Below are 12068 nucleotides of genomic sequence, written 5' to 3'. Positions count from 1 at the left end.
GCCTGCGACTTTGTACGCTTGTTGGCCGGTTGGACGCTAAAGAGGACCGTTATGGCCAATACGCCTTCAGCCAAAAAGGCTACCCGCAAGATCGCAGCCCGCACCGCGGTCAACAAGTCGCGTCGTAGCCGCGTTCGTACCTTCATCCGCAAGGTCGAAGAAGCGATCACTGCCGGCGATCACGCCGTTGCTTTCGCCGCCCTCAAGGCTGCCGAACCCGAAATCAACCGCGCAGCGACCAAGGGCATCGTTCATGCCAACCTCGCCGCTCGCAAGGTTAGCCGTCTCAATAGCCGCGTTAAGGCCCTCCAGGCCTAAGCGCTGGATCTGAAGCGGCGCCCTCAAGGCAGACGCGACAGAAGAAACGGGCTCCGCGAGGAGCCCTTTTTCTTTGGTGGTCGAACGGACAGTTTTTTCGTCTTGCTGACGTCACATTTCATTTCCGTGACGGTGTGGTAGAATGCCTCACCTTTGAGCAGCAGGCTGGAAAGCGCTTCAGATTTAACGGGTTACCCGGGGGAAACCCGCTCCCGTTAAACCGCGTTCAAATCGACATAAAATCGGCGAGATCTGGGGACGAGAATAATTTTTTCACCCTTTGTTAAAGGGACAAAAAAGCGATTCTGCATTGAGTCACAGGCTCTTGTGGAAAGGCAATTTTGGACCTCGCCCGAGGGTTAAAACTCTGCCTCCGAGTCAAGACCCTATTTCAACGATTCACCAGTTGCAGGGCCAAAACCAACCCCCTAAAGTGAACTGGTCAGCACGGAAAAGCGGGGCTCGAAAAGACCTCGGCACGGTGCGGACACGATCACTTCGGGCAAGAGTTTGGGGGCTGTCTCGGCACACGAGGCCGGAGCAGCATGGGCTGGTTATGACCTTTTTGACGGAACGGTGTGCTGCCGGATTCCTCCGGGGTGGCACGGCGTATTAGTCCTTCGGCCGTTCGGCCGAACTCACGACATTGATTGATCTGGACCGCTGGCGGGCGACTGCTGGGGTCGATGCTTCTCCTCTCCGGGGAAGCAAGGTGATGCTCGTCTCTTAAGTGGAGAGGCGGGCGCAAGAACAACAAGCTCCGGCGGCATGCGGACCGTTCGGGCACAACGAAACAGGGCATGAAAACAATGATGCGACAGGCAATCGCAGGACGGGATGACTGGTCGGTGGCCGCCTCTCCCTCCTCTTCCTCCGTCAACCAGAGTGGCGACCCTGTCATGAGTGAAAATTCCCCCGCCGCCATTCAGCGCGATCTCTGGATGCGCGTGCGTGCCCGCCTCAAAGCGGCCGTTGGCGAGGATGTCTTCACTTCCTGGTTCGCCCGGCTGGAGCTTGAAGAGCTCGTCGACGACCTCGTGCACCTTTCTGCCCCCACGCGCTTCCTCTGCTCCTGGGTGCAGTCCAATTATTCCGACCGCATCGTCGAAGCCTTCCGCCACGACGTTCCCGATGCGGCCCGCCTGCACGTAACCCTGCGCGTCAATGGCCAGGCCCGCCCGCGTCTGGCTCCAGCGCCGGTCGTAGCGGCCGAACCGGTTGAAGAAACCTCCACCGCAAAGCCCGTTTCCGCCCAGGCAGCGCCCGTCGAAGCAGCCTCTGCCGCTCCGGTCGCCCGCCTCGTACAGCCGGCCCAGAAGGGCGATGCCCTTGCCGGTAGCGCCATCGATTCCCGCATGACCTTCGACACCTTCGTGTCGGGCGAAGCCAATGAAATGGCCTTCGGTGTCGCCAAGCAGATCGCCAATGCGGCGATCAACAACACCGTCACCTTCAATCCCGTCTATATTCATTCGACGGTTGGCCTCGGCAAATCGCACCTGCTCAACGCCATCGCCCATGCCGTCAGCCAGGCCGATAGTTCGAAAAACATCGTCTACCTGACCGCCGACCATTTCATGTACCACTTCATTACCGCCGTGCAGCGCCAGTCCGCGCTCGGCTTCAAGGAGTGGCTCCGGAAGGTCGATCTGCTGCTGATCGACGACATGCAGTTCCTGCAGGGCAAGTCGGCCACCGAATTCGGCCACACGCTCGGCGCGCTTCTTACCGGGGCCAAGCAGGTTGTCGTGGCCGGCGATGCGCCGCCGCGCGATCTCGAAATGCTCGATGAGCGCGTCCGTTCGCGGCTCTCGGGTGGCCTGGTCGTGCCGATCTCGACCTTTGACATGGACCTGCGCCGCGCCATTGTGCAGCGCCGCGCCGACCAGTCGACCGCCCGCTTCGGCATGCATTTCCCGCCGGCCGTGCTCGACTATGTCGCTCGCGCCGTCACCAGCCACGGCCGCGACCTCGATGGCGCCGTCAATCGCCTCGTCGCTGCCAACCAGCTGACCGGCGAACTGATCACCGTGCCGTTGGCCGAAAAGACCCTGGCCGACCTGATCCGCGCCCGCGACGCCAAGCGCGTCCGCATCGAAGATATTTTGAAAATTGTCTCGCGCCACTACAAGGTGCCGCGCAACGAATTGCTCTCGGCCCGCCGCTCGCGCGACGTGGTGCGTCCGCGCCAGATCGCCATGTATCTGGCCAAGGCTCTCACCTCCCGCTCGCTGCCGGAAATTGGCCGTCGCTTCGGTGGTCGCGATCACACGACCGTCTTGCACTCGGTGCGAAAAGTCGAGCAGATGATCAAGGATGATCTGGAACTCGGCCAGGAAATCGAGCTGTTGAAGCGCATGCTTGAAGAATAGGGGTCGGGCGGTCTATCCGCCGGATCCCATGTCGATGACGTGATCCCCGCGCAAGCGGGGATTTCGCATTTTCGGCATGGGGAGGGGCCACCGCTGTGTCCCCCGCGCGACAATTTCCAATTCTCTTCAAATTGACAGAACTGTGCCTTGATCTCGCCCGGGCCGACCGGCACCCATGGGCGCATGATCAGATTTGCCGTTCTCTTTGCCACTCTCCTCCTGACCTCGCCCGTCCTTGCGCAAGGCCTTTCTGCTGACGCCATCGCCAAGCAGAACCAGGCCATTGCCATTCGCGTGCAGCAGCAGCTCATGGCCTGCTGGATCGTGCCGCCGGGCGAGGAAGATCAGCGCCTGGCGCTCGACATTGCCTTTTTTGGCGATGGCCGGCTCGATGGCGAGGCCATGCTGGCGCCGGAATCGGCCAAGGCGGCCAGCAAGCGCGGCGCGCTGACCGACAGCGTTCTGGCGGCGGTCGATCGCTGCGTGCCGTTCGAGGGGCTCGAGGCGCTGGGGGCGGAAGCCGATGAGCGTTTTTCCGTAACGGTCTACTTCCAGAGCTGATCCACAGATTGGCGCAATTGGTGGGCCGCGTGGTTTCCTGCGGAAAACCGCTCCCCACTTTTCCGCACCACGCTCTAAACGCCTCGCTGGCCTTGCCAAGCGGTTACGGGAATGTAAACGTCCCTGCCCGGCCTCGGCCGGATTGCTGCGCTTTTTTGGGATAGATGCCGAATATGAAAGTCACGCTCGAACGCAACCATCTGCTCAAGTCCCTGAGCCATGTGCATCGGGTTGTGGAACGCCGCAACACCTATCCCATCCTCGCCAACGTGCTGTTCAAGGCGAGCGACGATCATGTCGAGCTGCGCGCCACCGACCTCGATATCGAGGTGACGGAATCGGTGCCGGCCATGGTCTCGACCCCGGGCACGACCACGGTGCCGGCGCATACGCTCTATGAAATCGTCCGCAAGCTTTCCGACGGCGCCGAAGTGCGCCTCGAAACCGATGGCGGCGAGAACATGGTTCTCACCTCCGGTCGCTCGCGCTTTAACCTGGCGTGTCTCTCGCCCGATTCCTTCCCCGATCTGAAGTCGGGCGCCTTCGCGCATGAATTCGACGTTTCGGCCGCGCTGCTGCGCGAGCTGATCGAGCGCACCCAGTTCGCGATCTCCAATGAAGAGACGCGCTACTATCTCAACGGCATCTATTTCCACGCCGTCGACAATTCCCAGACCGGCCCGCTGTTCCGCGCTGTTGCGACCGACGGTCACCGCATGGCCCGTGCCGAAATCGCAGCACCCGAAGGCGCGCGCGGCATGAGCGGCATCATCGTGCCGAAAAAGACCGTGGGCGAAGTGCAGAAGCTCCTCGACGGTGTCGATGGCGATGTGAAGGTGGAAGTTTCGGATACGAAAATCCGCTTCACCGTCGGTCCGGTCGTGCTGCTCTCAAAACTGATCGAAGGCACGTTCCCGGACTACGATCGCGTGACCCCGAAGAACAATGACAAGCAGATGCTGGTCGATCGCGGCGCCTTCGCCGTGGCTGTCGACCGCGTCTCGACCATTGCCTCCGATCGCGGCGGCAAGGCGGTCAAGCTGCAGGCCCATGATGGCCTGCTGGAACTGTCGGTGACCAATCCGGACCATGGCACGGCGAGCGAGGAGCTGGCGGTCGATTTCGACGTCGACAGTTTTGAGATCGGCTTCAATGCGCGGTATCTGCTCGACATCATCACCCAGATCCGCTCGGAAAGTGCTGTCTTCCTTTTCAACGACGCCAATTCGCCGACGCTGGTGAAGGAAGAGGGCGAGGCAAATGCACTTTATGTGCTGATGCCGATGCGCGTGTAGTCGGCAATTTTCTGCCTGCATCAAACTCGACCGTCACCCTCGGGCTTGACCCGAGGGTTCTTCACTTGCGAATGCAAAAGTAAGTGCAACGCCCTCGGGTCAGGCCCGAGGGTGACGAGCGGTGGAGGTGAAATCACTTCGTCATGATCCGCCACATCTCCCGGCTTCGGCTTTCTGCCTTCCGCAACTACGCATCCGCCGCGCTCGATCTTGATGAGCGCCATGTCGTGCTGACCGGGTCGAACGGCTCGGGCAAGACCAATCTGCTTGAGGCCGTTTCCGTACTCTCGCCGGGGCGCGGGCTGCGCGGCGCCAGTTTTGAAACTTTGCAGCAGCAGGGTTCGGATATTGGTTGGGCTGTGGCAGCAACCATAGAGACCAATGACGGGCCGGCCGATATCGGCACGGGCGCCTTGCCCGATGGCGGGCGGCGGGTGCGGGTCAATGGTGCCAATGCGCGTTCCATTGAGGCCATGAGCGACTATCTGCGCGTGCTCTGGCTGACCCCGGCGATGGATGGGCTCTTTTCCGGCCCCGCGGGCGAGCGGCGGCGGTTTCTCGACCGGCTGGTAACGACGCTGATCCCGTCGCACTCTTCGGCCGTTTCGGACTATGAAAAGGCCATGCGGCAGCGCAACAAGCTGCTCGAAGACGGCACCGACCCGCGCTGGCTCAATGCCGTGGAAGTGCAGATGGCCGAGCTCGGCGCATCGATCCATCTCAACCGCGCCGATAGCCTCGCTCATCTTCAGGCGCTGATCGCCGAAAGCCTCGACGATGCCAGTTTTCCGGCGGCACGGCTGTCGCTGACCCCGCTCTTCGAGGATGGAGCCGAAGCCACGACCTCGGCCGAGCTTGAAACTCTTCTGACGCAGCGCTGGCATGCGGCGCGCGGCCTTGATCGCGCGGCTGGGCGCACCACATCAGGTCCACACCGGGTCGATCTCGACGTCATGCATGCGCAAAAGCACATGCCTGCGGCTCTGGGGTCGACCGGAGAGCAGAAGGCGCTGCTCATCGGGCTGATCCTCGCCCATGCGCGGCTGGTGCGCCTCAGGACCGGCATCGTGCCGTTTCTGCTGCTCGACGAGATTGCGGCCCATCTTGATCCGGATCGCCGGCGGGCACTGTTTCTGGCGCTCGACGGGTTGGGGACGCAGTGTTTTCTGACCGGGACCGACCCAGTTCTCTTCGAGGCTCTCGAAGACCGGGCGCAGCGATTTACCGTGCGCGAGGGCCGCGTGGCGCGGGACTAGTGCAAAGGGCGGCAAATGTGCCCCTTATGCCCACCAAAAGCCACGAAAACCGGCAATTTTCTTGGGGTTCAAGCCCCGTTCCGGTAGAACCAAGTAACCAAAAGTACGAGTGATTCGGACCCCATGAGCGATAGCGAAAATCCGACCCCGAACGAGTATGGCGCCGACAGCATCAAGGTGCTCAAAGGGCTCGATGCCGTGCGCAAGCGCCCCGGCATGTATATCGGGGACACGGATGACGGTTCGGGCCTGCATCACATGGTCTATGAGGTGGTCGACAACGCCATCGACGAGGCTCTGGCCGGCCATGCCGATCTTGTGACCGTCACCCTCAACGCCGACGGGTCCTGCTCGGTCAACGACAATGGTCGCGGCATTCCGACCGGCATTCACGCTTCTGAAGGCGTCTCGGCGGCCGAGGTCATTATGACCCAGCTCCATGCCGGCGGCAAATTCGACCAGAATTCCTACAAGGTTTCCGGCGGTCTCCACGGCGTGGGCGTGTCCGTCGTGAACGCGCTCTCGGTTTTCCTGAAACTCAATATCCGCCGCGATGGCTCCATCCATGAGATGAGCTTCACCCACGGCGTGGCCGATGCGCCGCTCAAGGTGATCGGCACCTATGTCGAGAACAAGCAGCCGGGCACCTATGAAGGGCGCTCGGGTTCGGAAATCACTTTCCTGCCCTCGACCGACACCTTCACCATGGTGGATTTCGACTTCAAGACGCTCGAACACCGCCTGCGCGAACTGGCATTCCTCAATTCGGGCGTGCGCATTCTCCTGCGCGATCATCGCCATCCCGAGCCGCTTGAGGTGGAGCTGTTTTACGAAGGCGGTCTCGAGGCCTTCGTTCGATATCTCGACAAGTCCAAGGCGCCGGTGATCGAAGCCCCGATCACCATGATCTCGGAAAAGGACGGCATTACCGTCGAAGTGGCGCTGCAGTGGAACGACAGTTACCACGAGAACGTGCTGTGCTTTACCAACAACATCCCGCAGCGTGACGGCGGTACGCACCTTGCGGGCCTGCGCGGTGCACTGACGCGCCAGGTGACGGGCTATGCGACAAGCTCGGGTATCGCCAAGAAGGAAAAGGTCGAGCTCAACGGCGACGACACGCGCGAAGGTCTGACCTGCGTGCTGTCGGTCAAAGTGCCGGACCCGAAATTTTCGAGCCAGACCAAGGACAAGCTGGTTTCCTCCGAAGTGCGCCCGGTTGTCGAAAACATCGTCAACGAGAAGCTCGGCCAGTGGTTCGAAGAGCATCCGAACGAAGCAAAGATCATCGTCGGCAAGGTGGTGGAAGCCGCCGCTGCCCGCGAGGCCGCGCGCAAGGCACGCGAACTGACCCGCCGCAAGGGTGCGCTCGAGATCTCCTCGCTGCCGGGCAAGCTGGCCGACTGCCAGGAACGCGATCCTGCAAAATCGGAAATCTTCATCGTCGAGGGCGACTCGGCAGGTGGTTCGGCCAAGCAGGGCCGTGACCGTTCCAACCAGGCCGTGCTGCCGCTGCGCGGCAAGATTCTCAATGTGGAACGCGCGCGTTTTGACCGGATGATCTCGTCCGACCAGGTCGGCACGCTGATCACGGCGCTGGGCACCGGCATTGGCCGCGAAGAGTTCAACGCCGACAAGCTGCGCTACCACAAGATCATCATCATGACGGACGCCGACGTCGACGGCGCCCATATCCGCACGCTGCTGCTCACCTTCTTCTACCGGCAGACGCCGGAACTGCTGGAGCGCGGTCACATCTACATTGCCCAGCCGCCGCTCTATAAGGCGACGCGCGGCCGCTCCGAGCAATATCTGAAGGACGAGCGCGCGCTCGAAAACTACCTGCTCGATGCCGGGCTCGACGAGGCCGTGTTTACGACACGCGACGGCGTCGAACATGCCGGGCCTGACCTCTTGTCGATCCTGCAGCAGGCGCGCGACATCGACTATGCGATCAAGAACCTCAACACGCGCTACAATCGCAATCTTGTCGAACAGGCCGCGATTGTCGGCGGGCTCGATCCCGATGGCATGGCCGATCCGGAAAAGAGCGCCGAAACGCTGAAGCGCGTCGCCAACCGCCTCGACCGGATTTCGGACGAGCTGGAGCGCGGCTGGAGCGGCGTCATCACCGACGAAGATGCGCTGGCCTTTTCGCGCACCGTGCGCGGCGTCACCGAGACGCACCAGATCGATCGGGCGCTGCTGCAATCGGCCGACGCACGAAAGCTGCGCCAGCTGGCAGGCCGGCTCGACGAACTGTTTGGCGGCGTACCGACGCTCAAGCGCAAGGGCGATACGATCAGCATTTTTGGGCCGAGCTCGCTGTTCAAGGCGGTCACCGATGCCGGTCGCAAGGGCGTTTCCCTGCAGCGCTATAAAGGTCTTGGCGAAATGAACGCCGAGCAGCTTTGGGAAACGACGCTCGATCCCAATGCCCGCACCCTGCTGCGCGTCGAAATCGACGAGACCAGCGAAGCTGACCAGATCTTCACCGCGCTCATGGGTGACCTCGTGGAGCCGCGCCGCGAGTTCATTCAGGACAATGCGCTCAATGTGAGCAATCTGGACGTCTAAAAGTTCCCGGTGTGCTTCCAAGCATAAGTTGAACAATCCAACCATAAGACGGTTGGGTACAGGGGCATAAGATGGAACCGAGTTCTGCCGGATGGTTAGCAGAACCACGTTCGGTCTCGGTTCGCAGCTGGTGTGCCCTGCGATTCGCTTTCAAATAGGGACGCTTGGCCAGCTCATCGCAGTGGACGGCGATCGCATCGAGCTCGACCGGATTTCAGTTCTGACGCGGTCTTGTGTAATCCGCCATTGTACCGCGTTGGCCGGCGCGTCTGCGTTCGCCGCTGGCAAAGCCTTCCCAGTCGGTCCGAAATTCTTGGGGACTCAGAGAAAGATTGGCGTGGAATTAGGCGGGCATAAACCCAGCTCCTTGATGTGGCGACCTCCCAACCTGGAGGTATCCATTGCCACGACCACAATCTCTCACACCCCGAATGATCACGGATTTCTGCCGCGTGCGGCTGACGGGGAAATTCAGCACCGACCAGAGGGAAAGGATATCGGCATACCTAATCGGGCTGCTTGAGCTGATGGCGTTCCCGCCCTATCGAGGCAAATGGATTCACTGGGAGCAAATAGCGACATCAACCGGGCTGGTTGTTGCCGATTTGGTTGAGAACCGTCAGCACCTACAGCCCATCTTCGACGCGGTTTCCCGCACCTTGGCAATGCAGGAGGGCGGTGATCCATTTCGCCCACCGGCAGTCTCGAAGCCCGCCAGATCGCATCCTGCCAAACCTGCGATCAGTGCAAAGCCACAACGAGCGCGGTCTGGGCCGCCGCCGAAGACTATCGTCGAATTTCCAGAGCCTATCACAACAGATTGGGTGGATGTCGCCGATTTCGGAACAGCCCTCGTCATGCACATGCGCCGGCATGGCGACAGCGTGCGGCATCTTTACCTGGCGCTCGAATCCCGCGGGGAGGCGCAGGACCAGCGGACGCTGATGAAATGGTGCACGGGCCAGCTTCTGCCGCGAACGGCGCGCAGTCTCGTCGTCCTCAACAACATCGAGCGTCGATACAAGCTGCCGATGGGGTACTTCCGCGCCAAGCTCCCCCACCAAGCGAGAGCAATCAGGGGTGTGACGCTCTCCAGCATTCCTGCGTCCGAACGCCGACGATTGGCTTGGCACCTGCCAGACGACTTCCCAACTCGCCCAAAGAGAGAGCAGGAAGAAATTCTGGAATGGGTGCGAAACGTCATTATCTCGGGATCAACCGATTACCGCCGGTTCCAGGCTGCAGCGATGCGACAACGGTATGCCGTTCGCTTCCCTTCGTTCCTGGGATCGAGCAGACGGCCGGCAATGCCGCAGGTCGAGGACGAGGTCAGCGACCTCGACTTGGAGCTGGAATCGGCCGTGACGGACGCGCCAGAGTCCCTCGATGCAGAAATGCAGGACCTGCTCCGGTTCAAGACGGCAACGTTGACGGCCTTTGGATTCCAGCGCAACGGCGTTTGGAATGGGGAAACGGCGAGCCAGAAGGTCGAGCATCTCGGCCTGATGTTCGGGGCCTTGGCTTCCGATCCGCGTAGCACGGTCAAAGGCGCGGGTGTGCCGCTCGACAGAATCTGTTTTGCAATGCTGATCTTTCCAGCCGTGTGGGACTGGTACCTGCAGTGGCGTGAGCGCAGGCGCGGTTTCTATACGAAATGGGAAGTCGACATGCTCAGCGTCGTCCTCAGCATGGCTCGCGCCGAGACCGGCTGGATACGGCAAAATCCGGATCTGGCGCACCGACTTCGCCCCATCCCGGGCATGATCACCCAAGGGGAGATCGATCGGGTACGCAAGGACTGGGGTGGCTCCTGCGACGCCTTCTACAAGCACGCTCGGCATCGTATCCGCGAGATACAGCGCGTCGCCAAGATCCATCGGGATCCGTTCGAGCCCATACTGCCTGTCCTCGAAGCTGATAGCCCAGTGGGCGAGTACCGCAAGATCACCGATGAGATCATGCGTCTCATGCCTGATGAAACCAGATATCCGCGGGCGGCGGCCGAGGCTGTGAGATCCTTCCTGCTGATCCGCTTGGGTATGCACACTGGCTTGCGTCAACGCAACCTGCGCGAGCTGTTGGTCTGCCCGCGTGGCCGCATGCCGACGTCGGAGCGGCATCTAGAGGACAAGAAGCGGGGCGAGATGCGGTGGAGCGATCGCGATGGTGGTTGGGAAGTCCTGATCCCTTCAATCGCCTTCAAGAATTCGACGTCGTCTTTCTTCGGGTCAAAGCCATTTCGGTTGGTACTGCCGGATCTGGCGGGGCTCTATGACGCCATAGAAGCCTATGTCGACCGTCACCGCGCCGTCCTGATCGGCGATGCAAAAGATCCGGGCACCTTCTTCGTGAAATCGGTCAAGCGAACCAGCGCTGATGCTGCCTACAACCAGAATACGTTTTATGAGGCGTGGCGCCTGACGATCCAGCGCTATGGCATATTCAATCCCTACACTGGTCGCGGAGCGATCAAGGGACTGCTCCCTCATGGCCCGCACAATGTCCGCGATGTGTTGGCCACGCACATCCTCAAGCAGACTGGCTCGTACGAGCAAGCGAGCTATGCCATCCAGGACACCCCTGCCATGGTTCAGCAGCACTACGGCCGGTTCCTGCCGCAGGACAAGGCGGCGATCGCGGCCAAGATACTCAATCGAGTATGGGAGGCCGCATAACTACCTTCCCATGCCGAGCATCAGGGGCTCTGCCTCTGGCTCGGCATCAGGCCAGCGATAGCCAGCAGCTAAGAGGTCGATGAGAGCGTGCTGCTGACCGTCCAACAGCCTCGGCAGACGCGACCCGTTCTCCTTGATGCGCAATTTCATGATTTCGAGGTAGGCTACCGAGAACGTCGGGACGACAGGGGCGAAGGCCCCGTTCTTCCAGAGCCTAGAATCGATCAGCAAGCTGTCAGGCCGCACGATCCAATCCTTGGCCAAGGCGAAGCAATACAGCGGGAACATGCCCGTGCGGGTCAGGGTCAGGAGCAAACTCAGATATTTGGTCGCGAACCAGCGGCGCGAATAGCGCGTGTGGAACGTGCTTCCAGGATGTCCCTCGCAGACCTTGTCCATGAGCTCGCGAGCGACCTCCTGGGGGAAATCCATCGATCCCTGGAAGCCTTGGTCCAGCAGCAACTGACCGACATTGGTGCCAACGGGGTGTCCAGCGTTGTCGAGCGCGGTGGCAAAGATTTCGGCCTTGGCGACGCTCCCACAATCGGCGATGTTCTTTTCGGCCCGACCGTGACCAGCAGGCGTGGACGATGTCAACGTGGCCCTGCCGCGGGTGTCCTGCTGATTGATGAAGCAGACGTGATTGTCCGACCTGCTCTCGCGAACTAATTGTCCACGTCTGTTCGGCCGCCAAGGCATTCGTCTTCTTTATCGGTGATGGGAAGGATGGGGGCAGGCACGCATAGAACCAGCGGTCGGCCCATCGCCTCAAGAATACAGCAGCGGCAAGCTGATGGCAGAGCGCATTGGGGGAGATCGATGCGGGTTCCGGATTATCCACCAAAGCCGATCCAGCCGATTACTCGGCTGTCCCAGTTCCGCGACGGTGGCTGCGTCCTCATAAGCCATCGCTCCTCAGGGCTGGGCCACCAGCATGTCATCGTCTATGACACTGTGTTGTCGACACATGGCGATGCCGAGGTCGACTATTTTTCAAGCAGGCAATGACGTGCC

General features: G+C 61.0%; 9 protein-coding genes. 8 read left to right on the top strand and 1 reads right to left on the bottom strand.

The features are described 5' to 3' along the window. Positions 1-51: 51 nt before the first annotated feature. From rpsT to ACSQ2A_RS14595, 7 genes are all read left to right on the top strand, one after another. Positions 52-318 carry a 30S ribosomal protein S20 gene (gene rpsT / locus ACSQ2A_RS14625; protein WP_035080045.1) on the top strand — a complete coding sequence of 89 codons (267 nt, stop codon included), beginning with the start codon at positions 52-54 and terminating at the stop codon, positions 316-318. Positions 319-1217: 899 nt separating this feature from the next. After that, a complete protein-coding gene (gene dnaA / locus ACSQ2A_RS14620) occupies positions 1218-2690 on the top strand; it encodes a chromosomal replication initiator protein DnaA (protein ID WP_436072841.1) in 1473 nt (490 codons plus the stop codon). 147 nt (positions 2691-2837) lie between these two features. Further along, entirely contained in the window at positions 2838-3251 is a 414-nt protein-coding gene (locus ACSQ2A_RS14615) for a hypothetical protein (protein WP_436072840.1), read from the top strand. A gap of 173 nt (positions 3252-3424) precedes the next feature. After that, entirely contained in the window at positions 3425-4546 is a 1122-nt protein-coding gene (gene dnaN, locus ACSQ2A_RS14610; RefSeq protein ID WP_436072839.1) for a DNA polymerase III subunit beta, read from the top strand. Positions 4547-4689: 143 nt separating this feature from the next. Then, positions 4690-5802 (top strand): DNA replication/repair protein RecF, encoded by a 1113-nt coding sequence (gene recF, locus ACSQ2A_RS14605; protein ID WP_436072838.1) that lies wholly within the window; start codon positions 4690-4692, stop codon positions 5800-5802. A 123-nt stretch (positions 5803-5925) separates the two neighbouring features. Next, positions 5926-8379 (top strand): DNA topoisomerase (ATP-hydrolyzing) subunit B, encoded by a 2454-nt coding sequence (gene gyrB / locus ACSQ2A_RS14600; protein ID WP_295413747.1) that lies wholly within the window; start codon positions 5926-5928, stop codon positions 8377-8379. A gap of 431 nt (positions 8380-8810) precedes the next feature. Further along, the gene (locus tag ACSQ2A_RS14595) at positions 8811-11054 is read left to right on the top strand and encodes a hypothetical protein (protein ID WP_436072837.1); all 2244 of its coding nucleotides are present in this window, start codon (positions 8811-8813) and stop codon (positions 11052-11054) included. Here the strand turns inward: ACSQ2A_RS14595 and ACSQ2A_RS14590 are convergent, their stop codons facing one another. Further along, positions 11055-11651, bottom strand: a complete 597-nt coding sequence (locus ACSQ2A_RS14590; RefSeq protein ID WP_436072836.1) for a hypothetical protein — start codon at positions 11649-11651, stop codon at positions 11055-11057. Between the two features lie 222 nt (positions 11652-11873). On the opposite strand from ACSQ2A_RS14590, the gene ACSQ2A_RS14585 reads away from it, so the two are divergent. Further along, on the top strand, positions 11874-12062 hold the full coding sequence (locus ACSQ2A_RS14585; protein WP_436072835.1) for a hypothetical protein: 189 nt from the start codon (positions 11874-11876) through the stop codon (positions 12060-12062). Positions 12063-12068 lie beyond the last annotated feature (6 nt).

This window comes from Devosia sp. LjRoot3, assembly GCF_964252865.1.
Lineage (GTDB): Bacteria > Pseudomonadota > Alphaproteobacteria > Rhizobiales > Devosiaceae > Devosia.
This window is presented reverse-complemented; position numbering and strand designations above follow the sequence as displayed.

What these genes read in the sequence shown, in the direction of transcription:
- rpsT (WP_035080045.1), top strand. Translation starts at nt 52, where the DNA reads ATGGCCAATACGCCTTCAGCCAAAAAGGCTACCCGCAAGATCGCAGCC.
- dnaA (WP_436072841.1), top strand. Translation starts at nt 1,218, where the DNA reads ATGAGTGAAAATTCCCCCGCCGCCATTCAGCGCGATCTCTGGATGCGC.
- dnaN (WP_436072839.1), top strand. Translation starts at nt 3,425, where the DNA reads ATGAAAGTCACGCTCGAACGCAACCATCTGCTCAAGTCCCTGAGCCAT.
- recF (WP_436072838.1), top strand. Translation starts at nt 4,690, where the DNA reads ATGATCCGCCACATCTCCCGGCTTCGGCTTTCTGCCTTCCGCAACTAC.
- gyrB (WP_295413747.1), top strand. Translation starts at nt 5,926, where the DNA reads ATGAGCGATAGCGAAAATCCGACCCCGAACGAGTATGGCGCCGACAGC.
- ACSQ2A_RS14595 (WP_436072837.1), top strand. Translation starts at nt 8,811, where the DNA reads ATGATCACGGATTTCTGCCGCGTGCGGCTGACGGGGAAATTCAGCACC.
- ACSQ2A_RS14585 (WP_436072835.1), top strand. Translation starts at nt 11,874, where the DNA reads ATGCGGGTTCCGGATTATCCACCAAAGCCGATCCAGCCGATTACTCGG.